The 26,678-nt window shown below is 47.8% G+C and carries 26 protein-coding genes; 2 read left to right on the forward strand and 24 right to left on the reverse strand.

Going from position 1 to position 26,678, the window contains the following annotated elements:
* Nucleotides 1-8: 8 nt before the first annotated feature.
* From cuyB to asnB, 3 genes are all read right to left on the reverse strand, one after another.
* Nucleotides 9-746 carry a cysteate racemase gene (gene cuyB, locus AC6I3O_RS12945; RefSeq protein WP_497851245.1) on the reverse strand — a complete coding sequence of 246 codons (738 nt, stop codon included), beginning with the start codon at nt 744-746 and terminating at the stop codon, nt 9-11.
* Nucleotides 747-761: 15 nt separating this feature from the next.
* On the reverse strand, nt 762-2,213 hold the full coding sequence (locus AC6I3O_RS12950; protein ID WP_497851246.1) for a transglutaminase domain-containing protein: 1,452 nt from the start codon (nt 2,211-2,213) through the stop codon (nt 762-764).
* 279 nt (nt 2,214-2,492) lie between these two features.
* Nucleotides 2,493-4,031, reverse strand: coding sequence for an asparagine synthase (glutamine-hydrolyzing) (gene asnB, locus AC6I3O_RS12955; RefSeq protein WP_497851247.1), 1,539 nt, complete (start codon nt 4,029-4,031; stop codon nt 2,493-2,495).
* A 271-nt stretch (nt 4,032-4,302) separates the two neighbouring features.
* Between asnB and upp the strand changes: the two genes are divergently transcribed.
* Nucleotides 4,303-4,932, forward strand: a complete 630-nt coding sequence (gene upp / locus AC6I3O_RS12960; protein WP_497851248.1) for a uracil phosphoribosyltransferase — start codon at nt 4,303-4,305, stop codon at nt 4,930-4,932.
* A gap of 27 nt (nt 4,933-4,959) precedes the next feature.
* Here the strand turns inward: upp and AC6I3O_RS12965 are convergent, their stop codons facing one another.
* The 18 genes from AC6I3O_RS12965 to AC6I3O_RS13050 form a co-directional block, all read right to left on the reverse strand.
* Complete coding sequence (locus tag AC6I3O_RS12965) at nt 4,960-5,265, reverse strand: hypothetical protein (protein ID WP_497851249.1); 306 nt, start codon at nt 5,263-5,265, stop codon at nt 4,960-4,962.
* A gap of 102 nt (nt 5,266-5,367) precedes the next feature.
* Nucleotides 5,368-6,651 (reverse strand): bifunctional phosphoribosyl-AMP cyclohydrolase/phosphoribosyl-ATP diphosphatase HisIE, encoded by a 1,284-nt coding sequence (gene hisIE, locus AC6I3O_RS12970; protein WP_497851250.1) that lies wholly within the window; start codon nt 6,649-6,651, stop codon nt 5,368-5,370.
* A 13-nt stretch (nt 6,652-6,664) separates the two neighbouring features.
* Nucleotides 6,665-7,252: an imidazoleglycerol-phosphate dehydratase HisB gene (gene hisB, locus AC6I3O_RS12975; protein WP_497851251.1), complete on the reverse strand. Its 588-nt coding sequence runs from the start codon at nt 7,250-7,252 to the stop codon at nt 6,665-6,667.
* A gap of 4 nt (nt 7,253-7,256) precedes the next feature.
* Nucleotides 7,257-8,555, reverse strand: coding sequence for a histidinol dehydrogenase (gene hisD, locus AC6I3O_RS12980; protein ID WP_497851252.1), 1,299 nt, complete (start codon nt 8,553-8,555; stop codon nt 7,257-7,259).
* A gap of 56 nt (nt 8,556-8,611) precedes the next feature.
* Nucleotides 8,612-9,253: an ATP phosphoribosyltransferase gene (gene hisG / locus AC6I3O_RS12985; RefSeq protein ID WP_497851253.1), complete on the reverse strand. Its 642-nt coding sequence runs from the start codon at nt 9,251-9,253 to the stop codon at nt 8,612-8,614.
* A 4-nt stretch (nt 9,254-9,257) separates the two neighbouring features.
* Entirely contained in the window at nt 9,258-10,565 is a 1,308-nt protein-coding gene (gene hisZ / locus AC6I3O_RS12990) for an ATP phosphoribosyltransferase regulatory subunit (protein WP_497851254.1), read from the reverse strand.
* An 85-nt stretch (nt 10,566-10,650) separates the two neighbouring features.
* Nucleotides 10,651-11,199, reverse strand: coding sequence for a Holliday junction resolvase RecU (locus AC6I3O_RS12995; RefSeq protein WP_497851255.1), 549 nt, complete (start codon nt 11,197-11,199; stop codon nt 10,651-10,653).
* The gene (locus AC6I3O_RS13000) at nt 11,157-12,188 is read right to left on the reverse strand and encodes an RluA family pseudouridine synthase (protein WP_497851256.1); all 1,032 of its coding nucleotides are present in this window, start codon (nt 12,186-12,188) and stop codon (nt 11,157-11,159) included. The genes AC6I3O_RS12995 and AC6I3O_RS13000 overlap by 43 nt, the downstream gene beginning before the upstream one ends.
* A 59-nt stretch (nt 12,189-12,247) precedes the next feature.
* Nucleotides 12,248-12,853 (reverse strand): hypothetical protein, encoded by a 606-nt coding sequence (locus AC6I3O_RS13005; protein WP_497851257.1) that lies wholly within the window; start codon nt 12,851-12,853, stop codon nt 12,248-12,250.
* The gene (locus AC6I3O_RS13010; protein WP_497851258.1) at nt 12,843-13,622 is read right to left on the reverse strand and encodes an SDR family NAD(P)-dependent oxidoreductase; all 780 of its coding nucleotides are present in this window, start codon (nt 13,620-13,622) and stop codon (nt 12,843-12,845) included. The genes AC6I3O_RS13005 and AC6I3O_RS13010 overlap by 11 nt, the downstream gene beginning before the upstream one ends.
* Before the next feature lie 57 nt (nt 13,623-13,679).
* Nucleotides 13,680-15,590, reverse strand: coding sequence for a YgiQ family radical SAM protein (locus AC6I3O_RS13015; RefSeq protein ID WP_497851259.1), 1,911 nt, complete (start codon nt 15,588-15,590; stop codon nt 13,680-13,682).
* The gene (locus AC6I3O_RS13020; protein ID WP_497851260.1) at nt 15,591-16,274 is read right to left on the reverse strand and encodes an HAD family hydrolase; all 684 of its coding nucleotides are present in this window, start codon (nt 16,272-16,274) and stop codon (nt 15,591-15,593) included.
* A 32-nt stretch (nt 16,275-16,306) separates the two neighbouring features.
* Complete coding sequence (locus tag AC6I3O_RS13025) at nt 16,307-17,035, reverse strand: pseudouridine synthase (protein ID WP_497851261.1); 729 nt, start codon at nt 17,033-17,035, stop codon at nt 16,307-16,309.
* Nucleotides 17,036-17,090: 55 nt separating this feature from the next.
* Nucleotides 17,091-18,488, reverse strand: coding sequence for an RsmF rRNA methyltransferase first C-terminal domain-containing protein (locus tag AC6I3O_RS13030; protein WP_497851262.1), 1,398 nt, complete (start codon nt 18,486-18,488; stop codon nt 17,091-17,093).
* 314 nt (nt 18,489-18,802) lie between these two features.
* The gene (locus tag AC6I3O_RS13035; protein WP_497851263.1) at nt 18,803-19,519 is read right to left on the reverse strand and encodes a M23 family metallopeptidase; all 717 of its coding nucleotides are present in this window, start codon (nt 19,517-19,519) and stop codon (nt 18,803-18,805) included.
* A 209-nt stretch (nt 19,520-19,728) separates the two neighbouring features.
* On the reverse strand, nt 19,729-20,742 hold the full coding sequence (locus AC6I3O_RS13040) for a PD-(D/E)XK nuclease family transposase (protein ID WP_497851264.1): 1,014 nt from the start codon (nt 20,740-20,742) through the stop codon (nt 19,729-19,731).
* A 301-nt stretch (nt 20,743-21,043) separates the two neighbouring features.
* Nucleotides 21,044-22,177 (reverse strand): AAA family ATPase, encoded by a 1,134-nt coding sequence (locus AC6I3O_RS13045; protein ID WP_497851265.1) that lies wholly within the window; start codon nt 22,175-22,177, stop codon nt 21,044-21,046.
* A 297-nt stretch (nt 22,178-22,474) separates the two neighbouring features.
* On the reverse strand, nt 22,475-23,923 hold the full coding sequence (locus AC6I3O_RS13050) for an aminoacyl-histidine dipeptidase (protein WP_497853468.1): 1,449 nt from the start codon (nt 23,921-23,923) through the stop codon (nt 22,475-22,477).
* A 114-nt stretch (nt 23,924-24,037) separates the two neighbouring features.
* On the opposite strand from AC6I3O_RS13050, the gene AC6I3O_RS13055 reads away from it, so the two are divergent.
* Nucleotides 24,038-24,985, forward strand: a complete 948-nt coding sequence (locus AC6I3O_RS13055) for a nucleoside recognition domain-containing protein (protein WP_497851266.1) — start codon at nt 24,038-24,040, stop codon at nt 24,983-24,985.
* Here the strand turns inward: AC6I3O_RS13055 and AC6I3O_RS13060 are convergent, their stop codons facing one another.
* Genes AC6I3O_RS13060 through rsmD form a run of 3 tightly spaced genes read right to left on the reverse strand, consistent with a single transcriptional unit; the run spans nt 24,986 to nt 26,666 of the window.
* On the reverse strand, nt 24,986-25,609 hold the full coding sequence (locus AC6I3O_RS13060) for an ATPase (RefSeq protein WP_497851267.1): 624 nt from the start codon (nt 25,607-25,609) through the stop codon (nt 24,986-24,988).
* Nucleotides 25,609-26,103: a pantetheine-phosphate adenylyltransferase gene (gene coaD, locus AC6I3O_RS13065; protein WP_497851268.1), complete on the reverse strand. Its 495-nt coding sequence runs from the start codon at nt 26,101-26,103 to the stop codon at nt 25,609-25,611. Before coaD ends, AC6I3O_RS13060 begins: the two co-directional genes overlap by 1 nt.
* Nucleotides 26,097-26,666, reverse strand: a complete 570-nt coding sequence (gene rsmD, locus AC6I3O_RS13070) for a 16S rRNA (guanine(966)-N(2))-methyltransferase RsmD (RefSeq protein WP_497851269.1) — start codon at nt 26,664-26,666, stop codon at nt 26,097-26,099. The genes coaD and rsmD overlap by 7 nt, the downstream gene beginning before the upstream one ends.
* Nucleotides 26,667-26,678 lie beyond the last annotated feature (12 nt).

Consider the following 26,678-nt stretch of genomic DNA (forward strand, 5'->3'; position numbering starts at 1 on the left):
CTCCTGTTTTAACGAATCAAACATTGATACTCTTTCTTTAACCTGCCGCGGCATTGCAGGATAGATCTCTGTGCCAACAGTTCCATGGCGTCCAAATATCCTTCGCCAATGGGAAACTCCTTCTTAATCAGGGAAAGCTCGGTACACCCAAGGATAATCACCTCTGCGCCCCGCTCCCAAAGATGTGCGGACACGCTTTGGAAATGCTTTGGCCTTACCGGCTTACCGGCTTTTATATCCTGATAAATCAGCTCCATCACCATCTTCTGGAAACCGGCAGCCGGGATGACTGGCTCAATCCCAGCCTCTTCTAACTGCGTCTGGAAGAGGCGGCTTTGGAGCGTTCCGTCGGTCGCCATGATACCGGCTCTTTTCACATGGTTTTCCAGAAGCTCTAAGGCAGTCTCGCGTATCCCGTGGATAATCGGGATTGGAATCTGTTCGGACAGTTCTTTGTGGAAATAGTGGGCAGTAATGCATGGGATACTGATACATGCCGCGCCCTGCAAGGCAAGCAAGCGTCCGATTCGGATGATATCTAAGGCCGGATTCTCTTGGCTGTTCCCCAGAATATAGGACGTCCTGTCCGCAATCCCGGGGGAATGATAAATAATCATGGGAAGATGCTCCTGGTCCGTCGTCCCATCGGTCATACGGATGATTAGTTCCATAAAATACGCAGTTGCCATGGGTCCCATGCCGCCAATCACGCCTAAAGTCATATCCTTGTGCCCCTCTCTGCCCATTGATCCCGCTCCCTACTATTCAATCGTCGAATCTTCTGTCGGCGTGGCGGGATACAAGCTTTGGTCAAACACATGGCTGTTGTCATGGTTCTGGGAGTACTCCAAAATCTCGGCGTCCGTCTTCATAAAGAAATCGTCGCCTGTGCCATAGCGCGGCGTAGTATCGAAATGATACCATCCGTCTCCGCAGTCAATCAGACTCCAAAAATGACTGGATTCCGTGGTATCACTTTTTACCACGTCCAGATTGGGAATTCCCGCCTGAGTCAGCAATGCTTTCGCCGTGGCGAAAAACACATAACAATCCCCGGTCCGTTCTGTAAGGCCCTGATGTGCCCCGTTGGTCCAACTGTCCTTTTCGGAAGTATTCACATAGCCGATCTCTGTCCTGGCCCAGTTGTAGATTGCCCTTGCTTTTTCCTTCAAGGTCATGTCCTTCGTCGTAATCTCGTTCAATACCGCTTCTGCTTCTCCTAAGGCTTCCTCCGGAGTAATATAATTCTCCGGTTTTTTCTTTATGGTTATGGTCGTTGAAGCCTCCGCCTCGTTCCCGGCATCGTCAATTGCCGAGTAGACGACAGGATATACCCCTTCTGTATTCGTATCGACTTGACTGTTATCCACAGCCGCCTCAATCTGTTTCGTGCAGTTGTCCGTGACGGTAATCGTTGATTTATAGGAAATCGGCTCGCCGATGAAACCAATTAAAGGTGCAACGCCGTCAATGACGGGCGCCTCTTTATCAACGATGACCTGTACATTCGCCTTTACTTCTGTTTTATTTCCGCCCTCATCTGTCAGGACGACGGTGACGGATACGGTTCCTTCCTTTGAGAAATCCGGTTTTTTCTCAAAGAAGCAAGTTACGTCTGTGGCATCCGTAATATCCGTGACCAGTTCTTCGGCCTTTCGCGTACCGCCCACATTGACCACGGAATCGGCGGCTTTCGCTTTGGGGGCTATGGTATCCTTGATAATCAGACGGGATTTTCTCTCCTTCCCGTTGGCTTTCAATAAGATTTTATGCTCCCCTACATGGTCGAGGCTGATTTCGGAGACATCGGTCACGAACTCAGCTTTTACGTCCTCTTTTTTTAGGAAATCCTTGATATCCAGTTGGGTTCCGGCTTCTGCCGTAACTTTCCGGCGGACGGGTCCTGGGAAGAAGATCAGGCGTACCGCAAAAACGAGGACAGCTAGGAGAAGGAACATACATCCGATTATAATTGCCCGGATCATCCTTAAACGCCGTAGACGCCTGCGCCGCTTTTCCTCGCGCAGACGCCTGCGCTGCCGTGCCTTGCGCTGCCGCAGGTATTCTTCCTGTCCGTCCTGATAATCGGAATCCTGATAATCCGGGAACTCCTGCATATCCGGATTGCCAGGCTCTTGATAACCGAAATCATCCTGATAGTTATACTCATACTCATTACCAGTGCGGTACTTGCTTTCCCTATGCGTGTTCATGCTTCTATCCCTTTTTGCCGTTAAAGAACAACGATACCTTTTTCGACTTATTTAGATATATTTTACTATGGTAAAATAGGTTTGTCAAATGCATGACGGAATGTTACATGCTTCCCATGGGGCAATATAAAATAGTTGTGAATATTTTAGGTAAATGTTACAATACAGAAAATAACGAAAATGAAGCCATAGGGATACTGTTACATATCCCTATGGCTTCATCCCCAAAAAAGTAATGGCAGACACATCCAATAGGCGCTGCAAAAAAACAGATATTTTTTAACGTTTCACAAAATACTCTTCATACCATACCAAAAAGGCGTAAATCGTCCACACCTTCCGCCAGTTATCCGAGTTCCCGCCTACATACTCGTCAAAGATAGCATTAATCTCATCTACATGGAAGAATTTCTCTGCCGTCTCACTGTGGAACTTTTCACGTACATCCTGATTATACCGTTCGTCCGCCATCCAGATACGAATCGGGACGATGAACCCAAGCTTCTTGCGGAATGCGATTTCCTGAGGCAGTACCTTTGCCGCCGCAGTCCGGAACGCAACCTTATTCTGTTCCTTATCCACTTTATATTTTGAAGGCATCCGCGACGCAATGTCAAAAATCCTGCGGTCAGTCAGAGGCATCCGGATTTCCAGCCCTGCGGCCGTGCTCATCTTGTCCACATTCAGATAAATATCGCCCTCCAGCCAAATCTGGATATCCACATCTGACATCTTTGTCAGCGGGTCTAATCCTTCCGCCTCCTCGTAAATTCCTTCCACCAGATGAATCGGAAGCACATCTTCGGAGTAATTCTTGAGAATCCGTGCCTTTTCGTCCTCCTTCATGATATTGGTGTTGCCCACATAGAAGGTCTTTAAGTTCTCCCCGTAACGCTCTGCATTGCGGTACATGTTATAACCGCCGAAGAATTCATCAGAGCCTTCCCCCGAATAACAAATCTCCGTATGCTCTGCCGCCGCCTTACATGCAAGGGCAAACACAATCGAAGAGGCGTCCCCCAAGGGCTGCTCCATATGGTACATCACGTAAGGAACCGCGTCGAAGTATTCCTCCGGCGTAATCCGACGCCGCAAGTTTTCCCGTCCCAGGATTCTTGCCGTTTCTGCGGCAAGCCGGGACTCATCGAAGCGTTCCTCGTCATATCCGCAGGAATCCGTCATCTTAATGTCGGACATGGCAAGCACATAAGAAGAATCCACGCCGCCGGAAAGGAAAGACTCCGCATGCTCCTCTGCCGTCTTTACCTCTGGCATGATTTTCTGGAGGGTTGTGTGGATTTCATCTGCCCAGTCCTCCAAAGATTTACTCTCGTCCGGGTGAAACTCCGGTTTCCAATAACGTTCAATCTTCAATTCCCCGTCCTTCCATATCAGGTAACGTCCGGGAAGAAGTTTTTTCACGCCTTTGAAAAAGGTATCCTCTCCTGCCCCATACGTCAGGCTCAGATAAATCTGCAGCATCTCCTGGTTCAATTCCTTTACGAATCCAGGCTGTTCCATAATCTTACGTATCGTCGTCCCATAGAGCAGTTTCCCGTCCTCTGTCTGGTAATAGTAGAACGGCTTCGTCCCAAAATGGTCACGCAGGCAGAAAAGCTGCTGACGGTCTACATCCCACAGTGCGAATGCGAACATCCCATGCAGATGGTCTGCCATGTCATATCCCCATTTTTCATAAGCCTTCGTAAGAATCTGTAATTCCCGGTCTTCCCTTGGAAGTCCGGTCCAAATCTCAAGCTCTTTACAGAGCGCCTCCCAATTTCTGATATGTCCTCTGTACTCCTGAACATTCGTCATACTTTTTTATCTCTCCTGTCATATTTTTTCATTCATTTGTAGAATCCAAACCAAAATGGATTCCCGGAACAGACGCAGTTTGTCGAAATATGTCCGTTTTTATAGTATATCGGTATTTAACCATAAAATCAACTGGTCAATTTCCTAATAGTCTGTGATTTATTTGTAAAAATTATAGACAGAATGCCACGAAACTGATAGCAGACTTTCCAAGAGTGTAGTATGATAGAGACAGAAGATTTCTTTATAATGGCAAAAGGAGGATTTAGACATGTCAAATGTACAGATAATGGATCACCCGCTGATCCAGCACAAGATTAACTATATCCGCAGCGAAGATGTAGGTTCCAAAGAATTCCGTGAAATCGTAAGCGAGATCGCATCCCTCATGTGCTATGAGGCTTCCCGGGACCTGAAACTACAGGATGTAAAAATCAAGACCCCAATCTGCGAGATGACGGGGAAGAAACTAAGCGGGAAGAAAATTGCCGTGGTGCCGATTTTACGGGCAGGGCTGGGAATGGTAGACGGGATACTCAAGATGATACCGGCGGCAAAGGTAGGACACATCGGGCTGTACCGCGACCCGGAGACATTCAAGCCCGTGGAATACTACTGCAAGCTTCCGGCAGACTGCGACGAGCGGGAAGTGTTCGTGGTAGATCCCATGCTGGCAACCGGAGGCTCTTCGGTCGCCGCAATCCAACTGCTGAAAGAAAAAGGCGTAAAACACATCCGTTTCCTGTGTATCATTGCAGCGCCGGAAGGCGTGGAACGGATGAAATCAGAACATCCCGACGTTGCGCTATACATCGGGGCATTGGACGACCATCTGAACGAGCATAAATATATCGTGCCGGGGCTTGGGGATGCCGGCGACCGTATATTCGGGACAAAGTAAGATAGATCAAAAAAGAGCTGTAGTAAACTACAGCTCCTTCCAGACTTCCACCACATCCAAATCCGTCGTAATCTCATCCACAATTCGACTGCTATCGACGTGCATGACTTCGCTCTTATTCTTGTCCATAGAGACAAAGGCTGCAAACAACAGCAGGCACAAAAATAATCGAATCCCAAAACTGCTGGGCGGAATCGGCTGCTGTTCATCACTGTAGATTTGACGGTAGGCCGCGCCGTATCGGGGATGTACCGCTGGGATGGTACGTTTCTCACCATATAATTCCCTAGTCTGCTCTAAAAGTCTCTGCCTTCTTTTTTCAGAATCATTCACGTTCATCACCTCAGGAAAATATATGCCAGCGCTGCCGTTCCTATGACTTTTAAAGCCATGACATATTCTCTCATGCCATCGGATTTGTAAGCCGCTCAATCGCTATCGATCTGCAAGTTCCCTCACAATGTCATCCCATGTGACGCCTTTGAGTACCATCAGCACCATGGCATGATACAGGAAATCCGATAGCTCATACTTGATTTCCTCCGCATTGGGGTTCTTCGCGGCAATTACGACCTCCGTCGCTTCCTCGCCGATTTTCTTGAGAATCTTATCGATTCCTTTCTCAAACAGGTAGTTGGTGTATGACCCTTCCTTAGGATGTTCCTTCCTGTCTGCAATCACCTGATACACCGACTCGAACACCCTAAGGGGGTTGGTCTCGTCAACGTCATTTCCTGCCAGATGTTGGAAGAAACAGGTAGGATTGCCGGTATGGCACGCAGCCCCCACCTGATCTACCTTGGCTAGAAGCGTATCATTGTCACAGTCCAGAGTCAGGGACTTCACATACTGGAAATGCCCGCTGGTCTCGCCTTTGACCCAGAGGGACTGCCTACTCCGGCTGAAATAAGTCATACGTCCGGTCTTTACGGTCTGATAGAAGGCTTCCCGGTTCATATACGCCAGCATCAAAACTTCCTGCGTCTTATAATGCTGTACGATGACCGGAATCAGCCCTTGTTCATTCGTTTTGAATTCTGAGAACTCAATCATACTCTCAAAAGAAGTCATACGGACGCCCTTCTGTTCACACTGCTCTTTGAAGGAGGGAAAATCCATATCCGGCTGGCTTACGAACCTGCCTGACAATCCCCTGACTCCAGATGATTGTAAAATCTTAAAAAGCTCTGGGATTTCCATGGTATCCGTCACAACGACACATGGAATGTCCGTAATATTTGCCACAGAGTTCAAATCCAGCCTGTGCATGAAAATAATCTCGCTGCAATATTCCTGTATCACATGCTGGTGCTTGAACAAAGCATCGAAATCGTTCAGAGACACTGCCAGCTTCTCTTTCCCGAACCGTTTTGCGGCGTCCTCGATGAGTTTGATACTGTCCTGTTTGGAAAAATTCAGTATCGCCCGTTTGGAGCCGGCATAGAGAATTTTCTTGATATCCTCCTGTCGTTTCACGTTCCCCCCTGCCACCATGGGAATCCGGATAATCCGATTCATCCGCTTCATCAGGTCGATTGCCTCGTCATGTTCATCCGCATAGTCCGACAGGTCAAACACGATCAGTTCGTCCGCGCCGCCGTCGCTGTAACGTTTCGCAAGCTCAACGGCGTCCTCTGCGATTACGGTACGGTCGTCGAACCACCTTACCGCCCTACCCGCTGCAATGAAGATACAGGGGATCAATCTTTTATAACTCATCACTTCATCTCCTTTATAAAGTTCCCTTCGTAGTCCATGCTTCTTTTATCCTTGGCTCCTCCTGCGTTGCCATGTCAAGGGCTTTCCCGAAACTCTTGAACAGCGCCTCGGCCTTGTGGTGGTTGTTCTCACCGTCCAGAATACGAAGATGGAGATTCATCATCCCGCCGTAAGATACGGCATAGAAGAACTCCCGCAGCATTTCTGTATCCAGCGTGCCAAGACGCATAGCCGTGAACTCTGCGTCAAATTTAAGATAAGGCCTGCCTGACAAATCAATGGCGCACAATGCAAGGGTTTCGTCCATTGGCAGGATAAAATACCCATACCGTTTGATTCCTGCTTTCTTCCCCAAAGCCTTGTGGATTGCCTGGCCGAGCACGATTCCCGTATCCTCGACGGTGTGGTGGCAGTCCACAGGAAGATCCCCCCTGACCTTCACCGCTAAATCAAACAGCCCGTGCCTTGCAAAGCCGTCAAGCATATGGTCAAAAAACCCGATTCCCGTATCAATTTCCGTTATCCCGGTTCCGTCAAGATTAAGCGTAACCGATACATCCGTTTCTTTCGTCGTCCTGTTCAAGGATACTTTTCTCTCCATACGCTCAATCCTCCTGTGAAAAACGTACTCTGACTGAGTTTGCGTGGGCAGACAATTGTTCCGCTTCCGCGAACCGCTCGATTTCTTCATGTACCGCATGAAGCGCACTCCTGGAATAGGCAATGATGCTGGATTTTTTGATAAAATCATCCACAGACAGCGGGGAAAAGAACCTGGCCGTACCGTTGGTGGGGAGGATATGGTTCGGGCCTGCAAAATAATCGCCCAAAGGTTCGCTGGAGTATTCCCCGATAAAAATCGCGCCTGCATTGCGGATCTTCATCATCACATCATAGGGATCTTTGGTCTGGATTTCCAGATGCTCAGAGGCAATGTCATTTGCCACGGCAATGGCGTCCTCCATAGTATCCGCTACCAGAATATATCCGTACTGCTCCAGAGATTTCTGGATGATCTCCTTTCTTGGCAGTACCTTTAAAAATTCATCTACTTCTTCCGAGACCTTCTCTGCAAGAGTCTTACTGGTCGTTACCAGGATTGCCGAAGCCAGTTCGTCATGCTCCGCCTGCGACAACAGGTCTGCCGCCACGAACCTTGGATTTGCCGTCTCATCCGCAATGACCAGAATTTCGCTGGGACCAGCTACTGAATCAATACTGACATGCCCGTAGACCGCCTTTTTCGCCAACGCCACATAGATATTTCCCGGTCCCACGATTTTATCCACCTTGGGAATGCTCTCGGTTCCGTACGCCAACGCCCCGATTGCCTGTGCGCCGCCTGCCTTATAGATGATATCCGCTCCTGCTTCTTTTGCGGCCACCAGCGTATTTGCAGCCGCCTTCCCGTCCCTTCCCGGAGGCGTCACCATAACAATCTCCTCTACTCCCGCGACCTTTGCCGGAATAATATTCATTAACACGGAAGAGGGATAAACCGCCTTTCCTCCCGGCACATACACGCCTACCCGCTCAAGGGGCGTCACCTTCTGCCCCAGCATCGTGCCGTCCGGTTTGCTGTCGAACCAGCTATACTGCCGCTGCTTGGCATGATAATCTTCAATATTGCGGAGCGCCTTGCGGATAGTGGACAGAAGTCCCGGCTCAACAAGACGGTATGCTTCTTCGATTTCTGCCTCTGTGACCCGGATACTTCCTGCGTCCATATGTGCGCCGTCAAATTTTTCCGTATATGCAAAAAGAGCAGAATCTCCCTCTTCCTTCACCCGGTTCAGGATATCCGTGACTGCTTTCTCGTATTCCCCGTACTGGTTTGGGCTGCGCTTTAAGAGATTTTCTAATAGATTCTGTTTTGCAGTATTATCTAAATATTGTATTCTCATGTTCTTCCTTCTTTCTATCTTTTTGAGTCGGCTTCTGAACGCCCATCCGTGTTATTTTAGTCAATAAGCTGCGCCCTGAGCTGTACCAGAAGATTCTTGATCCGTACGCTCTCCATCCGCATGCTCACAGGATTGACGATCATTCTTGCGGATAAGGGACATACCTCTTCCAACACTTCTAAGCCATTCTCTTTCAGGGTCGTCCCTGTCTCCACAATATCTACAATTACCTCCGACAGCCCCACGATGGGAGCCAGTTCGATGGAACCGTTTAGTTTAATGATTTCCACCGTCTGATGCTTCGTGTTGTAAAAATAGTCCTTGGTGATATTGGGATACTTTGTGGCGACCCGAATCAGCTCATGATGTTTCAGCAGCGGTTCTGCGTCCGGATGCCCGCAGACACACATCCTGCACTTTCCATATCCTAAGTCCAGCACCTCATGGACTTTGCGCCCCTCTTCCAATATCGTATCCTTCCCCACGACGCCGATATCCGCCGCTCCATACTCCACGTAAGTCGGCACATCCGGTCCCTTGGCAAGGAAAAATTTAAGCTTCATCGGCTCATTGACAAAAATCAGCTTGCGGGAATCCTTGTCCTTCATCTCTTCGCAGGTAATCCCGATCTTCTCGAATAATTTTAACGTCTGTTCCGCCAGACGTCCCTTCCCCAAAGCAAATGTCAGGTATCTCATCGTCTTATGAACTCCTATCTGTGGTGTTTTCTGCGTTGCTGTCCTTATTGTTATCCCCGCCGTCTTCCGTGCCGCCGTTCAATATTTTATGCTCGCCGGTGACAAGGTTGACCATGGTAATCTCCCCGGAACGGTCCAGATAAATCAGGTTCCCGGCATAATATTCATTGCCGTAGGCCACATATTCCTCCAGTCCCCGGGCCAAATCCCTGCGAATCAGCTCTGTATTCTTCGCCTTCCTCCTGAAATCCCTGGCAAGGGAAATCGCTTCCCGTTTCCGCTCCGGGTCATACAGGATGATGGTATTCTTTCTCGTATAGACGATGCGGACCTTCTGCCGGATAAGGGCGTTCATCAGTTCGTCGATTACGATGGCAAATCCAATCGCCGGAGATTTCTTCCCGAATTTTTCGGTCAGATGGTCGTACCTGCCGCCCTTTACTATGGCGTCTCCCGTACCGAACGTATAGACCCGGAAAATAATCCCAGAGTAGTAACCATAAGTACCACTCATACTGAAATCAAAAGTGACAAATTTTTCTACACCATATAGCTTCAAAATATCGTAAATTTTTTCCAGTCTTCGGATTGCCTTGACTCCCTTTGAATTGGGGGCAATATTCTTCGCCTGCGTCAGCGTTGCAATCCCGCCCACCAAATCGTTCAGCGCGGCAAACGCCTCCTTGGAACTGCGTTTCACCTGGATACTGTCTAAGAATTCTTCCACACCAAAAAAATTCCGGTTATTGATGAGTTCACGGACCCGTTCCTCGGCGTCCTCGTCGAGGCATGCGTCCTCTATAAGGCTCTGGAAGAAATCAACGTTTCCCACGCTGAGCTGAAACTCCTTTAAGCCTATGGTCAGCAGACACTCAATGACCAGCGCAAGCATCTCGGCATCCGCCTCCACGGATGCGTCTCCCATCAGCTCGGCGCCCATATGGGTCGTCTCACGAAGCCGTCCCTGATAGTTGGAATGGCTGATAAACGTATTACCCGTATAGCACAGCCGTACCGGCATAGCCACATCCTTTAACAGCGTCGCGGAAAATCTGGCGATAGACGGTGTGAAATCCGGACGCAGGACAAGGGTATTCCCGTCCTTATCAAAGAACTTATACAAGTCTTTGGAGGGAATCGTCCCAATCTCTTTCCGGAACACATCAAAATATTCAAAGGTAGGCGGCTGGATGTCATGATATCCGTATAACTGGAAAATCTTTTTCAGATGCCCTTCCAAGGTAAGTTTTTTTCCACATTCTACATTATATATATCTCGGACTCCTTCCGGAGTATGTAATACTCTTTTCATAGTACCTCCTGAATGCATTTTGCTGCTGCTTTAGTATACTACTATATTAAACCGTATAGAATTATAAGCATTTTCCTAAATTTTGTCAAGTTTTGTCTTCTTCATCCCGAATCTCCAAATCCAGATTCATGACGTCCAGATAAGGGACATAACATCCCCTGAGGAATTCCAAAAAGAATCTGGAATCCAATTCATCAAAACGGAAACTCTTTCTTCCTCCCTCTTTTGCCCGGTTCCAGAATCTGCATAGCTCTGCAAACCGCATATAATAGAGAACATTTTCGGAAGAATAATAAATAAGTATGAAGGCAATCCCCCCCTGGCGTTCAAACTCCTCCATAAACTTCACCTGATGCTCATGGATATTCTGCAAGGGAAACGTCTTTGCAACACATTCCTTTGCATCAAAGCAGATGGGAATCCCTTGCACGGCGCCGATATAGTCGATGGTACTGCGCTTATCAAAATAGGCAAGGGTGATATGCCGGTGTTCCTTATCCATCTTCACAGGCGTAATGGGCGTCGGTATCTTCTGAATCAGCGCAAGCCCCTTCTCTAAATACCATTCGTTGGTCCGGTTGACCATCTCTTCTAGTGTTGAACCTCTAAGGCCTCTTGAATTCCATGTTCCCATGCCGTCTCCCTAATCATCCTTTGGAATTTCTCTGGCAGCTTTGCCGTAAATGTCTTGCCGGAAACCGCCGCGCACGCCCCCTCAATCGCCGGAAAGGTAATCTGGTATGCGTGGAGGAGCTGGGAATCAATCCCGAACCTCGTCCTGTAACCGTCATTGAAACCACGGTCGCCGTATTTGTAGTCGCCCACCAGCGGATTCCCGATGGAGGCAAGATGCGCCCGAATCTGGTGGGACTTTCCCGTAATCAGATGGACTTTCAGAAGCGTCAGCTTCTCATTCCATGCCAACGGAAGATACTCCGTCTCAATGGGGGCTCCATCCCCTTGAAAGTCCGTCTGATGAGGAATGATTTGTACCAAGTTCTTCCGGCCGTCCTTTTTCAAAAATCCCTGAATCCGCTGCCCTTTTGTGATCCGCCCTTTCACGGCGCATAAGTAGTACTTTTTAAGGGTACGCTCTTTTAGCAGCTGTGCCATAGCCTGGGAACCCGGCAGGCTCTTCCCGGCAATGATCATTCCGCTGGTATTGCGGTCTAAACGGTTACAAACGGAAGGCCTGAACAAAAGCAGGTCTTTTTCCTCAATCTCCTGTTTCCCCAACAGATAAGAAACAACCAGTTCTACAACAGAAGTATCATCTTTTTCTGCTTTCTGGGACAACATACCAGAAGGCTTATTGAGCAGCAGCAAATCATCATCTTCATAGATAATCTCTATCGGCATCTTGGCTGCCGGAAATGCGCCTTCTGTGCAGCGCTTATCCGACCCGGAAGAAAATCTTCCAAGCGTCTCATCGGCAAGATAGAGACGGATGCTGTCGCCCTGAGACAGCTTCTCGTTCCCCATCGCCTTCTTTCCGTTCAGTACAATGTTCTTCTTGCGGAGCATCTTGTAGAGAAAACCCGCCGGGGCTTCGTTCAGATACTTTTTCAGAAGTTTGTCAAGCCTCTGTCCGGCTTCATTCTTTCCGACAATGATTTCTTTCATGGTTCCCCCTGTTTTGTAGTAGTCCTTATCTTTGCTACGCAAATAACTGCGCATCTGTCCTACATAGAAATACTAAATAGTACATTTCGGATGTTTCTTTCGTTTTGGTCATCCTCCGGGCGTTCCACGGCGGCAATATTATTCAGTCCTTCTGCCCGAGCCAAGAACATGGCGTAATCATGGAAAATCTTGACGGTCATCTTATCGTACCGGTTATCCTTCAGCACATCCTTAATATGTTTCGCCACAGCCGCTTCGTCTGTGCGGGGGCTGCCTGCGTAACCACAGACCACGTGCCCGGATATGACCAGCGCGTCGATTGGCATCGCCTTTTCCGTGCTGGTAATTAACAGATCATAAATCCGCATGACAAGAGGCGCTTTTTCCTCAATCTCCATGTATTTTTCTGGTTCGATTCCCTTATGGGGAGAAACGGTGATGTATTCTACCAGCATCTTTGCCGCCGGAAGGCAGCCTACCACCGCCACAATCGTAAAAAGATTCTGTTTGGTCTTTGTCTGGACGTACCCCAGGATAAAGACCGCTGCTACGATTGCAAATTCCGCCAATGCCCATGTCAGGTATTTGGACTTTAATGCTTTCAGATACCCGGGCTGTCCTTTTTCTATTTTCATCTGCCCTACCTTCTTTATCTTAAAATTCATTCATCCTGCCAATCTGGTTTGCCCGTCCAAGAATGTAGGCCGTCAGTGCATCTGGCACGGTTTTGGCCGCAACTTGGGCACACTTCATGGCAGCGCCGTAGACGGAAACCCTTCTCTTTCGGACGGAATCTAACAGCGCCATTCTGACCACTTGTTTAGGGTCTGCCTTCACGGAATCCTTGAATGGATTCGGCAGTTTCCCGGAACGCCGGAAGAATTCCGTATCTACCGGGCCTGGGCATACCACAGTCACAACGATTCCTTTCGGACGAAGTTCTTCCCTAAGGGCCGCAGAAAAGCTGTATACATAAGACTTGGAAGCTGCGTATACGGCAAATCCAGGCTGCGGCGCGAAGGCAGCGGACGATGCAATATTCATTATTCTACTTCCATTTGCCAGATATGGCAAGCAGATATGAGTTATTTTTGTCAAAGCCTGGCAATTTAATGTGATCATTCCCAACTGTTCCTGGGAATCAATCTGGCCGAAAACACCTACTTTTCCGTATCCTGCGGCATTGACCAGCATACGGATATTGGCGCTTCGCCTGTCAAGCTCTTTTTTAAGCCGCTCAAAAATATAGTCCCGCTGCATATCCCCGTCAAAAATTCTGACAGGGATGTAAATCTGTTTTTTCAGTTCTTCCAGGCGCTCTGTCCTTCTTGCCATCACCCAGATTTCATCTAAGTTCTTGTAAAGCCTGGGAATCTGTAGGGCAAATTCCCTTCCGATACCGGAGGATGCTCCGGTCACTACTGCGATTTTCATAGAAACTTCACCTCCTGTTTGCGCTATCATCTATAATATTTGATATTCTCTATTTTCTCACTTTTTCTTATGGATATTACGGATTGTCTTCTTTTTCTTTTTTGGGCCGCCCACACATACGCCCTTCGCACGGGCGGCGTCGGCATGGACTCCAAAGCCGCGGGTTCTTTCCTGTTTCGGACGTATCAGGCAGCGGGAATCGTATCCTACCAAATCCAGCCTTCCCGCTAATTTCAGCGCTTCCATCACCAAATCGTAATTCTTTGGATCCCGGTACTGTATCAATGCCCGCTGCAGCGCTTTTTCGTGAGGGTTCTTAGGCACATATACCGGCGTCATGTCTCTTGGATCTACGCCTGTATAATACATGCAGGTAGAAATCGTCGAAGGCGTGGGGTAAAAATCCTGCACCTGTTCCGGCATATATTTCAAATCACGAATATATTCGGCCAGCTCCACCGCTTCTCTCATCGTCGAACCGGGATGGGAAGACATCAGATACGGCACAAGATACTGTTTCTTATTGAGCTTCTTATTAAGCTCCTGATATTTTTTCCCGAAAGCCTGATATACACGGTTGGCAGGCTTTCCCATCTTCCTAAGGACCCCGTCCGACACATGTTCCGGCGCGACCTTTAGCTGCCCGCTTATATGGTGTTCGCACAATTCAAGGAAAAACGTATCATCCGGATCTTCCATTACATAATCGAACCGGATTCCGGAACGGATGAATACTTTCTTTACCCCAGGCAGGTTCCTAAGTTTCCGGAGCAGATTCACATAATCCTGATGGCTTGCTTTCAGATTGGGGCAAGGCTTGGGAAACAGGCATTGCCGATCCTTGCATACTCCATGGGATAACTGCTTCTGGCAGGAGGGATGCCGGAAATTCGCCGTAGGGCCTCCTACATCGTGGATGTATCCTTTAAAATCCGGTTCCTTTATCAGTGTTTCTGCTTCTTCGATTAGAGATTCATGGCTTCTGGCCTGTAGAATCCGCCCCTGATGAAAGGTCAATGCACAGAAATTACATCCGCCGAAGCAACCACGGTTACTGACAAGGCTAAACTTCACCTCCGCAATGGCAGGGACGCCCCCATCCTTCTCATAGGACGGATGGTATGTCCGCATATATGGAAGGCTGTATACCGAATCCATTTCCTCCTGGCTAAGAGGCATGGAAGGCATATTCTGTACCACGAACAGATGCTCCCCATAGGGCTCGATGAGCCTTTTGGCGGAAAACGGGTCTGTATTGCAATACTGTGTATAAAAACTTCTGGCATACGAAAGCCTGTCCGCTTTCATTTCGTCATATCCCGGCAGCATGATACCGTCATACACACTGTCCAAATTCTTCGTTTTATAGACCGTACCCGGTACAAACGTAATGTCATTGACGGCAATCCCGCTCTCTAACGCCTCCGCGATCTCCACAATGGAACGTTCCCCCATCCCATAGGAAATGATATCCGCCGAAGAATCCAGAAGAACGGAGCGTTTGAGCCTGTCCGACCAGTAATCATAATGTGCAAGCCGCCTAAGGCTCGCCTCAATTCCGCCAAGAATCACCGGCGTTTTCTTATACACCTGCCGGATAAGGTTCCCATATACCACCACGGCATAGTCCGGGCGTCTCCCTGTCACGCCGCCCGGGCTAAATGCATCCGTTTTCCGCCGTTTCTTCGACACAGAGTAATGGTTGACCATGGAATCCATATTACCGGCAGACACCAGGAACCCAAGCCTTGGCTCCCCGAACTCCGTAATGCTTGAAGGATTCTTCCAGTCCGGCTGCGGGATGATTCCCACCCGGTATCCATGGGCTTCAAGGACTCTCGTGATAATCGCATGCCCGAAAGACGGGTGGTCTACATATGCGTCTCCTGACACATAGACGAAATCCACAGATTCCCAACCCCGCTCTTCCATCTCCCGCCTGCAAACAGGTAAAAAACCAGAATTCATCTAAAGCACCTCATAAGTTTCATTTTTGATATCATCATAATCGTATATGTAATAATCGGCTAGGCTTTTCTTCTTCTCCTCCTGGATACGGGAAAATGCATCGTCAACGGCACACACTTTCATCCCTGCATTTTTCCCCGCAAGGATACCCATAGGGACATCCTCGAACACCAGGCAATGGCCGGGGGAAACGCCTAGTTCCTTCGCTACCAGAAGGTAGACGTCTGGCGCAGGTTTCCCCTTTCCTGCCTCACAGGCCGTCCTGACCACGTCAAAATATTGGGAAACCCCAAGCGCATTCAACGTATCTTCCACAAGGGCCCGCCCATTACTGGTTGCAATTCCAATCTTTTTCCCCTGGCGTTTCATTTCCAGGATAAACCCATGCACTCCCGTCTTTAAGGGAGCCTCGTTCATATAGCGGTCACGCGCCATCTCAGTCCATTCATCCATGATTTGCTCAGGCGTCCGTTTGAGGGTTGGGAATGCTTCAAGGAAAAAATGCACAACTTCCGTATAGCTCATCCCTTCAATATTTTCATGGAAATTCTCCGGTTCCACCAAATTGTATTTTTCAAAAAAGTCCTCGTCGATGGAAGGCCAAATCCACATGGAATCAATCAGCGTCCCATCCATATCAAAAATCACCGCATCAATATCTTCAAGCATTTTCGTCTCTAACATTCCGAACTTCCTTTCTCTTTGCTTCCAGCCATTTACGCCAAACCGCTTGCCCCGATCCCTTTCTTCTCTTCGTCGGTAAGCAGCCGGTATTCTCCAGGCTTTAAATCCATATCCAGAACCAGCGTCCCCATCCGCTCCCGTCTCAGATAGGTCACTTCCTTACCTACGGCCAGAAACATGCGTTTTACCTGATGGTACTTTCCTTCCTGTATGGTCAGCCGAATCTCCGATTCTGCATTGCTGGTAAGCACCTCAAGGATTCCAGGCATCGTCCGCTCTACCTGCCCGTCCTCTCCGATATCTACTCCTTCTGCAAATGCAAGGACGTCCTCCTGCGTGACGGCCCCGCGGATTCTGGCATAATATGTCTTATCTACGTGGCAGCGGGGAGACAAAAGACGATGGGCCAGCAAGCCGTCGTTGGTAATCAGAAGCAGCCCTTCCGTATCCTTGTCAAGCCTCCCCACAGGAAATAAATCCTTGCGCCGTTTTTCCTGTATCAGGTCTACCACCGTCAAATCCCGGGAATCAGTTGTGGCAGATACCACGCCCGCCGGTTTGTTCAGCATATAATACTCATATGCGGCATATCCGATTTCCCGTCCCTCCACTGAAACCACATCCTCCCCTTCCCTTATTTTCAAGTCAGGGGCGCCGGCCGTCTTATGGTTCACCGAAACCAGCCCTTTGCGGATCTTGCGTTTCACTTCCTGACGGGTTCCGGCTCCCATATCCGCCAGATACTTATCCAGCCGAATCATGGCATAACCTCCAATCCCATACAATTTCTCTTGTTATTCTCATATTGGCTCTATATCAGCACAGCCTCCATCCCGGCAGATATTTGTTTTTCAGAGTTCCTTGAGAGATTTTCCCCCATCCCAGCGGAAAACCGTCTACGCAGACCAACTGCCATGCCTTGTCACCGGATTTCACCAAATCTGCAACATCCAGCGTCTCCCCCTTCAGATATCGGAAGACCCGGGAATCATCTGCCGAAAAATCAATGGAATCTGCATATTCTTCTTTTTTCAGGCACATGGCAAGGGCCTGGCTCGGCTCGAACCGGTTCTTCTTGAGTTCCCCAAGCAAAAGCCCGGTGCGCAGGAACCGGATTCCTCGGACATCCGAAAGCCCGTCCGGCATATAGAAAAGCCGCTCCCCCCGCAATTCAAACCGCGCCCTGTCCATTTCCCATGAAATAGCACGGAAAAAATGTTCCGCCGCTTCCGGTAATTTTACTCCTGCTTTTAGCTTTTGCCCGGCCTTTCCGGTATTGCCTCCAAAAGAAGGAAAATCCTCTTCTCCTTTTTGCAGTAAAGCGAGATAATGCCCTTCCCCCTTCATTTTGTGAGGGAATATCCGCACGGTCTTCCTAAGCTCCTCATCCTTTGACCGTGCCTCCTCTGGTATTCCCGGACAAAAACCTTCATAGGGACGGATGTCCAGAATACGAAATTGGGGATACTCCTTTTTAAGCCCTTCGATAATCTGTTCATTTTCACGGCTGTCGAAGGTACACGTGGAATACAGCATCTTGCCGCCTGGCCGAAGCATCCTTGCGGCCTGGCGGATAATGCCCTTCTGGATATTGGCGAAATATTCCGGGCCGTGTTCTTCCCATGCTTTCACCATCTTCTTATCCTTTCGGAACATCCCTTCGCCGGAACATGGCGCGTCAATCAATATTTTGTCGAAATATTCCGGAAAATAAGCCTCAAGCTTTCCGGGTTCTTCACATAGCACCGCTACATTTCCAATCCCGAACACTTCAATATTTTTCAACAGCCCCTTCGCCCTGGAACTGCTGATATCGTTGGCAATCAGAAGCCCTTCTCCCCTAAGCCTTGCCCCAAGTTCCGTCGCTTTCCCACCGGGGGCCGCACAGACATCTAAGACTCTATCGCCGGGCTCAATAGGAAGCCGGTTCGCCGGGGTCATGGCGCTGGGCTCTTGTAGATAGTACAATCCTGCAAAGTAATAAGGATGCTTTGCAGGCGATACCTTTTCCCCGTCATAATAAAAACCATTTTCAATCCATGGAATGGGCGTAATCTCAAAGGGACAGATTTTCCGGAACTCTCCTACGGAAATCTTCCCTGTATTTACGCGCAGCCCATAATATCTCGGCTCTTCATAACATGCCAGATATGCGTCCATTTCCCCGCCCAGAAGCCCCCGCATCTTTTCCTCAAATATCGCTGGCAGATTCATGGAATCTCCTCCTGTCTCACCATTTCTGAGTATACCTTAGGCATACCTTACCGGACGAAGTCCGTCCGCCCCGCAAGGGGCATGAATTACGGTGTGCCCCTTTGGGTATACCTTACCGGACGAAGTCCGCCCGCCCCGCAAGGGGCATGAATTACGGTGTGCCCCTTTGGGTATACCTTACCGGACGAAGTCCGCCCGCCCCGCAAGGGGCATGAATTACGGTGTGCCCTTGGGGTATACATATGAAATTTAGTATAACACATCTGGGAAAGTAACTCTATAAGATGTTGAAAAAAATTCGTTTACTGAATCCTTTACTGGCCGAATTCATACTTTAGTTTCTTATCTTCCAGAAACCGGAGGACGTGGTAGGGATTGACACTGATTTCTGCCCCGTCTTTGACCGTATAAATTCCCACGTGAAGGTGAACGGCGAACTGTCCTTTTGTTCCCTCCGGCCCATATCCGGAGTCCCCCATATAGCCCAGAAGCTCTCCTGCTTTGATTTTTTGCCCTTCCGCAATGTTTGAGTAGGAATCCAGATGAGCGTAGTAATAATAGATACCACTATTGGAAGTAATTCCCACGCGATAACCTCCCTTTTCCAGCCATCCAAGGTTGGTAATGACCCCGTCCGTCATGGAAAGAACCGGATAAATCCCCCGTTTATCAATGTTTGCCATGATATCCGTACCTTCATGACCCCGTTTTCCCTTGTAATTGCGCTCCACCATCCATCCGTCAGTATAGGAAATTTTTAGGGACTTATCCACAATGGACTCTGGAATTGGATGATAATTCACATCGTTTTCCACATTATCGAGGAAAGTTTTGCACTCTTCTGATAGTAACTGCCGATTTTCACGCATGGAGTCTGAGAAAAAGTCCCTGCGGAACTCCGGGTCATCGACGGTTTTCTGCTGTCTGGCGTAGTACTGCCCTTTTTCATTCAGGTAATTCGTTCCCAGAACTGTGAAGAAAGCAAGAAGGAATATGTAGAGAAGCATTTTTTCGATTTTCTGATTCCGCATAAAAAGCCTTTTTCTCTCACTATATGAAAAATGTTGGAAAACTTTCCTTGTAAATGTGGAAAACAGTGGGAATTATCGCCCATTTTTCGGAGTCATTGTGGATAAGTTACTGTTTATAAGCAAAAATAAAGAAGAGAAAAGCATGAAATCTATGCTTTTCTCTTCTTTCGGAAATATTTTACTGTATTCGATTACCTAAATATGAAAAATCAGACGCCCTGTTCCCCTAACTCTCTCGATTCTTTCAGAAGAGCAGACCTCATTTCTTCCACTTCTTTTCTCAAACGTGTGATTTCTTCCGTATTCTGTCTGTCCTTTTCCTTCCAACGTTTATTCTCTTTTTTAAGTTCATCAATCATATACCACACCGTATTCCGATCCAGTTCATACAATTCCTTTGAAAACATTCCCATCACCTGCTCAATATTTTGACAAATCTCATAGACCTGCTGATACATTGGCTTAAAATCCGGATACTTTTTAATCAATGCAATGATATCTTCTGGTTTATCACTGCTTAAAAAAGAAAGCCAACCCTCAAGCCGTTTCCTGATAGTTCTATTCTGATGGTTCTTCTTAAAAATGTCAAGGGCAACAAAGACAAATTCCTGAAGAAGATTCATTTTAAGTCCCGTATCGGACTCCTGTTGGAATTTATGTAGATATTGCTCTGGGAATTGATGAAATTCTGACGGACTTTTCTCAAACAAAACAATAGTATAAACATTTGAAATTTTGCGGTAGGAAAACGATTTTTTCGGCATTTGTCCACGAACTTGAAGATACTGCCGTAACAACAAGTCAGCCGAATAGCAAGCGCTCCTCTGTCCGGGAAATGCATATCCGATTTTCTGGATTTCCACATTTGCAACGCTCCCATCCTCGAGCTGTACCAGAAAATCCATAACCAATAAGGAGGTCTCATCTGAAATACGGGTATTGTCGTTGGGAAGCACCTTTAAGAGTTTTACTTTCTTTCCTAATAATAACGAAATCAGTTCTTCCATCCGCTCTGGATGAATTTCCGGATTTAATATTGCTTTAACGCAAAAATCATAAAGCATCTTTATGCCTTTTGCACCCGTACAGAAGTCCAGAAATTCTTCCTGTTTCTGTTCCTCCCAGCTATTAAAAATTTTATTTAGTTCTTCGTTGTCGTGTATCTCTTCTAATAGTTGTGTTCGGGTACGAAGCATCGGAAAATATTTCCGCAATACATTCACATACAATCTCTCCTTCCTGTCATAAAATTCTTAATCTTCTAAATGGGGTAACTGTTCCGAAAACAGAACTGCAAAGGCCGTTCGGCTCAAGAAATATATCTAAGATTATATCATATCTCCTTATGTCTATCTTATCATTTTCCGGCAGTTTTCTCAATTACATTTTATCGCCTTATTTTGACAAAAAATACTCATTCTGTAAAAGGGACAGCCCGAAAATGTCATTTCCATTAAACATTTTCGGGCTGTCCCTTTTCTGGTTGATAACTATCCGTACAAATGTGGATAATCCAGCGAATTATCATTCATTTTTCATTACCACTGTGGATAAATCATCCATTCTATATGCCGGTAATCCCCCGAACACACCGCTTAGATACATTTTCTCAAGATTCTGGGCAACTCTTGGCTGTTCGTCGGAAAAACGATGCAGCCTACTCCCCTCCTCTTTCCCAGTCTCTACCGCATAAATCTGATCCGGGCGCAGAATTGTGTTTGACAGAAGATTCGTCGAATGGGAAGCGAAAATGAGCTGCGTCTTCTCCCCTTTCTTCATGACATGCCTGACCAGAAGCTCTTCTAATTTGTTATGCAGGCCGCCGCCGAACGAATCAATGAGCAGCATCCCCCCGCTTTCAATCCCACGGAAAAACGCCGGAAGAAGATTCATCAGCGTCCGGTTTCCGGAGGACTCCATGCAGGCAGGAATCTCCCCGCCGTTTTCTTCCCGCCGGAAAAAAATCTGCCCCGTCCCTTCACCCTCCCTACAGTACCTAAGGCGATAGGGAAAATGATATTCTGTGAAAAAATCATTCATTTTTTCGACTCCGTAATTTTCGATATATTTTTCCGCACACAGGCTCTCGCCGTCGAAAGCGGCAATCTTTCTGGTATAGCCGTCAATATAAATCGTCTTCTTCAAATAAGCAAGAAATTGCCTCAGGATTTCGCTGCCGGAAATTTCCGGATTCATAGAAACTTGCTTGAGAAAAAGCTGGGAATCTTCGATATCCCACAGAACGGTTTCCTTCCCTGCAATCCATTTCCCCTTCTTCCCTAAACGCTCTATCACGGCCCGTCCGTCAACCGTCAGGTTCTCTTCTACAAAAGAATCTCTGGAAAACGTGAACGAATAGACCAAATCATGGCCGTCTATATCAAATTCATAGATAAGCCCGCTATCATTCTCTTTTGAAAAAATGCATTGATATGGCATCCCATTGCATGAGCCTTGCCGGAACAGAAGCGCAGGCAACAATCGGATGGACTGGAGAATTGTCGTCTTGCCGGAAGCGTGGTCTCCCACGAGCAACGCTCCTTTCAATAATTTTCCGCAAGTATTTTGCTCCAAAAACTTATAGTTCGTTTTCCGTAAATCGAATACTGTTTCATTCTTAAAACATTTGAAATTTTTTACCGTAATTTTTTTCAGCATGGCATATTACCCCACTTTTTACCGTAACTTTATTACGAACAGATGGAAGTGCTACTAAAATAAATTACAAATATTCTATATAATATCTGCGAATATTTTACACATTCTTATAGAAGTATTTGGAATTTATTTACTTTGAATTATACCAAAATAGGAAAAAAATTACAACAAGAATTATTTTTTAGATTCTTAAATTTGGGAACAAAAACTGAGAAATTTATGATTCGATGGGGTTGTGGCTATATACTTCTGCCATCAACCCCATCTTGATAAGACATTACCTGTTCACGAAATTACTTATTTACAATTTTTCAGTATTGCCTTCAGATAGTCCCAAGATCTCTGTGCCGAAGCAAGGTCAAGGGCTTCGTTGACAGAGTGTACGTCTAACAGGTTCGGGCCAAAGGAAACACAGTCAAGATCCGGGCGTTTGCCAAGGAACAGGCCGCATTCCAGACCGGCGTGGATTGCCGATACCATAGGCTCTTTTCCATAGAGTTCCTTGTATGTATCCACCATAATCTGGCGAAGCTCAGAATTCGGGTCATACTGCCATGCCGGGTATTCTCCGATTATCCGCCCTTCTCCTCCGGTAAGTAACGTACACGCTTCTACCTGCTCTTTCATCTGCTGCTTCCTTGTCTCTACGGAGCTGCGGATATGGAAAGATGTCCGTACACAATCTTCTTTTGTCTCCACAACGCCTATATTCAGGGAAGTCTCCACAACACCCTCCAGTTTACGGCTGTACTCTTGCAGGCCATTGGGGCAAAGCTCCAGAAAAGCGACAATATTCTTTGTGGATGCGGCGTCGAACACTTCAAAATCTGCCACATCGGAGACAGAAGTATCTACTTTAAGCCCAGGCTCCTCACCCATGAACTCGTGATTCCAGATCTTCTCCATCTCTTCTGCTTTCGCAAGCACCAAAGACGCTAAATCATTAGAAACCAAAAATTCTGCCGTCGTATCCAGCGTGATGACATTGTTCTTCGTCCCGCCATTGATGCTGGCCAACTGGAAATCGACTTCTTTTGACAGACGGTAAAGGAAACGTCCCACCATCTTGTTAGAATTCCCACGCTGCTTATGAATCTCTGCACCAGAGTGTCCGCCCAAAAGCCCATGGAGACGGAACTTCACAAGACTTCCGCTCTTCTTCTCCTTCCGTACAGGAAAAATAGACTCATACTGGATTCCCCCTGCGCATCCGGTGGTCAGGATGCCTTCCTCCTCAGAGTCGATATTGATGAGCTTCCTCCCTTTCAGCTGCGTCAGGTCGATGGCATGGGCGCCTCCCATACCGTCCTCCTCATCCACGGTAAACAACGCCTCGATTGGCGGATGGGGAATATCCTTGCTGTCTAAGACTGCCATCGCCATCGCCACAGCGATTCCGTTATCGCTTCCAAGGGTCGTGTTCCTCGCCTTCAGATATCCGTCCTCAACATAAAGATCCAACCCGTCCTTCGTGAAATCATGGTCTGAGTCTGCCGTCTTCTCGCATACCATGTCAAGATGTCCCTGCAAGATGATCGGCTCGCTGTTCTCATAACCTTCTGTCCCAGGTTTCGTGATGATGACATTGTTCACCTCATCCTGAATGTAAGACAGGCCCCGCTCCTTCGCAAACTCCACACAGTAATCACTAATGCGCTTCGTGTCGAAGGTTCCCCTGGGAATCTGGCACATCTCCTCGAAGAACTGGAACACCTTCTGCGGCTCTAAATTTTCTAATACTGCCATTTCATTTTCCTCTCTTTTCTTAAAAGTAATTTCTACTCCCATTATGTTACATCCTTCATAAAAAATCAACCATATCCATAGAATTATTTTAAGAGAATTGAGATAGGATTTTCTATGAAACGATTACTGGCCACTCTATGCGTTACCCTTTTCTTTGCCGCAATGCTCCTCTTCCCCCAGGCTGCATTCCAAGGGGCAAGCCTGGGAGTACTGCTTTGGTTCCACACAGTCCTGCCCACATTGCTGCCATTCCTGATCATCTCGAATCTGCTGATACATACCGGAGCCATAAATATGATTTCACGGATTCTTGCGCCAATCCTCTGCAGGTTCTTCCGGGTATCGCCTTACGGCGCTTTCGTGATTCTGATTGGATTCCTCTGCGGCTGCCCGATGGGAAGCAAGGTAGCTGCGGATTTGCTGAAAAAGGACGGGATTTCTGAGCGTGAGGCGCGTTACCTGCTGTCTTTCTGCAACAATACAAGCCCCATGTTCATTGTCAGTTATATCATCTGGCAGAACCTGAAAGTCCCTGCGCTTACCCTGCCGCTCCTTGTAATCCTGACGGCAGCGCCCGTCATGCTGAGTTTTGTATTCCGGCGTCTCTATCAGATACCAAAACAGGGAGAGACCGGGAACCGGAAATTTTTTTTGCAGTCCCCCGGATTCGGGAACGGCTCCGGAAACGGTTCTGGTTCTCTGGATACCTGCATCATGAATGGATTTGAGACAATCACCAGAATTGGCGGATATATTATCCTGTTTTCCATCCTGATTTCCTTTGCGGGGCTGCTGCCCGTAAAACCTGCCGCTTTCACTGGCTTTTTCCTGCCTTCATTGGAGATCACCACCGGGATTCCAATGATCTGCAATGCACCCATGTCCCGGAACATGCAGATCATGCAGGCGCTCGCCCTGACCTCCTTCGGCGGATGGTGCGCCGCCGCCCAGACCCGCGCCATGATTCAGGGGACGTCCCTGCCCTTCCTTCCCTATATAGCAGAAAAACTGATTACCGCATTGGCAACCAGTCTTCTTGTATGGCTATTCTTATATTTATGATTATATCATCTCTTCCTCGTCTACGCTAAATTCTGGTTCCGGCTCCGCATTGCCGTACTCTGCCTCCAGCGTCCGCGCAGACTGATCCGGGATCTCAAGCTCCGCCCGGTTGTTGTGTACCATGTCGTAACATTCTTGCAGAGAGTTCACAAGTCCGTCGTATTTCGTCGTATAGCTGTCTAATGTATGGCCGATGATGCTCTCTGCATTCGCCAGCAGATCATCGGTATACTGCATGGCGCCGATGCGGATATCATTGGCGTCGCTGGTGGCGTTGTCCAGAATCTCCTGTGCCTGCTCCGTGGCCGCAGTCACGATCTCGTTGGCCTGGGCGTATGCCTGCTGCATAATCTCATGCTCGCTGACCAATTCACTGGTATGAATCTGCGCTTCTTCAATCATGCTGTCCGCTTTCGCCTGGGCGTCCGCCAGGATAGCGTCCTTGTTGGCAATAATCTTCTGGTAACGCTTAATCTCGTCCGGCGTCTTCATCCTAAGCTCCCTAAGAAGCTCGTCCATCTGGTCTTTATTCACGATAATCTTAGAAGTGGACAGCGGCTGGAACTTACAACTGTCAATATACTCTTCGATTTCCTCAATAATCTGTTCAATACGGCTGCTCATTAGTTTACACTCTCCTTTTTCTTCATCTTCTCCGTAATCCTGTCCGCAACTGATTCCGGCACAAACTGAGAAATATCCCCGCCAAAAGCCGCCACTTCCTTTACCGTCGTAGAACTCAGGTAGGAATACTCCAGGCTGGTTGTCAAAAACGCCGTCTCCAAATCCGGCTCTAACTTATGGTTCGTCTGCGCCATCTGCAGTTCGTATTCAAAATCCGTTATCGCCCTCAATCCGCGGATTACCATGCCGGCATCCACCCGGCGGGCAAAATCCACCAGCAATCCCCCGAATGGGATGATTCTGATATTCGGTATGTCACTCGTTACTTCCTCTAACATTCTAACACGTTCTTCCACGGAAAACAACGGACTTTTTGCTTTATTGTTCAGGACTCCCACAATTAATTCATCCACAAGCCTTGACGACCTTTTGATGATATCCAGATGCCCGAAGGTGACAGGGTCGAAGCTCCCCGGATAGATTGCCCTTAACATATCCCCTTCCTCCCTGCCGGCTCAAGGAATACATGCTTGTTGGTCTTGTAGATCTTGTTCTTAATGATTGTAAATCCTAATTCCTCTGCATAACCGAAATCCGCATCTTTTGCCGCTTCTATAATAATCACGCCCTCCGGCGCCAGCAGTTTCGATTCCGACAGGTACGTCAGCACCCGCCGTTCCAGTTCCTGCCCGTAAGGCGGGTCCATGAAAATATAGTCAAACTGTTTCTCGCCCTCTAATTTGTAGAGAGCCGTCATAACGTCCATGGTCATGGTCATTCCCTTGCGCTCCAGATGGGTATGGGAAAGATTCTCCTTCACGCACTGCATCGCCTTCGGGTTCTTCTCCACGAACACCGCCTCCATGGCTCCGCGGCTTAACGCCTCGATTCCGATACCGCCGCTTCCTGCGAACAAATCCAGAAAGATGCAGTCATACAGATACGGCGCTAGCATATTGAACAACGTCTCCTTGATACGGTCGGTCGTAGGGCGCGTCTCTATGCCCTCTAATGTCTTCAGTTGTAACCTTCTTGCACTGCCTGCGATTACTCTCATATAAAAACCCCT

This window comes from Sporofaciens sp. St.21A7 (assembly GCF_059728535.1).

Excerpts from the sequence above, each read along its gene's own strand:
- AC6I3O_RS13030 (WP_497851262.1), bottom strand. The coding sequence starts at position 18,488 with ATGAATCTGCCAGCGATATTTGAGGAAAAGATGCGGGGGCTTCTGGGC.
- cuyB (WP_497851245.1), bottom strand. The coding sequence starts at position 746 with ATGGGCAGAGAGGGGCACAAGGATATGACTTTAGGCGTGATTGGCGGC.
- AC6I3O_RS13015 (WP_497851259.1), bottom strand. The coding sequence starts at position 15,590 with ATGAATTCTGGTTTTTTACCTGTTTGCAGGCGGGAGATGGAAGAGCGG.
- AC6I3O_RS13035 (WP_497851263.1), bottom strand. The coding sequence starts at position 19,519 with ATGCGGAATCAGAAAATCGAAAAAATGCTTCTCTACATATTCCTTCTT.
- AC6I3O_RS13055 (WP_497851266.1), top strand. The coding sequence starts at position 24,038 with ATGAAACGATTACTGGCCACTCTATGCGTTACCCTTTTCTTTGCCGCA.
- coaD (WP_497851268.1), bottom strand. The coding sequence starts at position 26,103 with ATGTTAAGGGCAATCTATCCGGGGAGCTTCGACCCTGTCACCTTCGGG.
- hisB (WP_497851251.1), bottom strand. The coding sequence starts at position 7,252 with ATGGAGAGAAAAGTATCCTTGAACAGGACGACGAAAGAAACGGATGTA.
- AC6I3O_RS13010 (WP_497851258.1), bottom strand. The coding sequence starts at position 13,622 with ATGAAAATCGCAGTAGTGACCGGAGCATCCTCCGGTATCGGAAGGGAA.
- upp (WP_497851248.1), top strand. The coding sequence starts at position 4,303 with ATGTCAAATGTACAGATAATGGATCACCCGCTGATCCAGCACAAGATT.
- AC6I3O_RS13060 (WP_497851267.1), bottom strand. The coding sequence starts at position 25,609 with ATGAGCAGCCGTATTGAACAGATTATTGAGGAAATCGAAGAGTATATT.
- hisD (WP_497851252.1), bottom strand. The coding sequence starts at position 8,555 with ATGAGAATACAATATTTAGATAATACTGCAAAACAGAATCTATTAGAA.
- AC6I3O_RS13020 (WP_497851260.1), bottom strand. The coding sequence starts at position 16,274 with ATGTTAGAGACGAAAATGCTTGAAGATATTGATGCGGTGATTTTTGAT.
- AC6I3O_RS13050 (WP_497853468.1), bottom strand. The coding sequence starts at position 23,923 with ATGGCAGTATTAGAAAATTTAGAGCCGCAGAAGGTGTTCCAGTTCTTC.
- hisZ (WP_497851254.1), bottom strand. The coding sequence starts at position 10,565 with ATGAAAAGAGTATTACATACTCCGGAAGGAGTCCGAGATATATATAAT.
- hisIE (WP_497851250.1), bottom strand. The coding sequence starts at position 6,651 with ATGAGTTATAAAAGATTGATCCCCTGTATCTTCATTGCAGCGGGTAGG.
- asnB (WP_497851247.1), bottom strand. The coding sequence starts at position 4,031 with ATGACGAATGTTCAGGAGTACAGAGGACATATCAGAAATTGGGAGGCG.
- AC6I3O_RS13000 (WP_497851256.1), bottom strand. The coding sequence starts at position 12,188 with ATGAAAGAAATCATTGTCGGAAAGAATGAAGCCGGACAGAGGCTTGAC.
- AC6I3O_RS13025 (WP_497851261.1), bottom strand. The coding sequence starts at position 17,035 with ATGATTCGGCTGGATAAGTATCTGGCGGATATGGGAGCCGGAACCCGT.
- AC6I3O_RS13005 (WP_497851257.1), bottom strand. The coding sequence starts at position 12,853 with ATGAATTTTAAGATAAAGAAGGTAGGGCAGATGAAAATAGAAAAAGGA.
- rsmD (WP_497851269.1), bottom strand. The coding sequence starts at position 26,666 with ATGAGAGTAATCGCAGGCAGTGCAAGAAGGTTACAACTGAAGACATTA.
- AC6I3O_RS12995 (WP_497851255.1), bottom strand. The coding sequence starts at position 11,199 with ATGGGAACATGGAATTCAAGAGGCCTTAGAGGTTCAACACTAGAAGAG.
- AC6I3O_RS13045 (WP_497851265.1), bottom strand. The coding sequence starts at position 22,177 with ATGCTGAAAAAAATTACGGTAAAAAATTTCAAATGTTTTAAGAATGAA.
- AC6I3O_RS12950 (WP_497851246.1), bottom strand. The coding sequence starts at position 2,213 with ATGAACACGCATAGGGAAAGCAAGTACCGCACTGGTAATGAGTATGAG.
- hisG (WP_497851253.1), bottom strand. The coding sequence starts at position 9,253 with ATGAGATACCTGACATTTGCTTTGGGGAAGGGACGTCTGGCGGAACAG.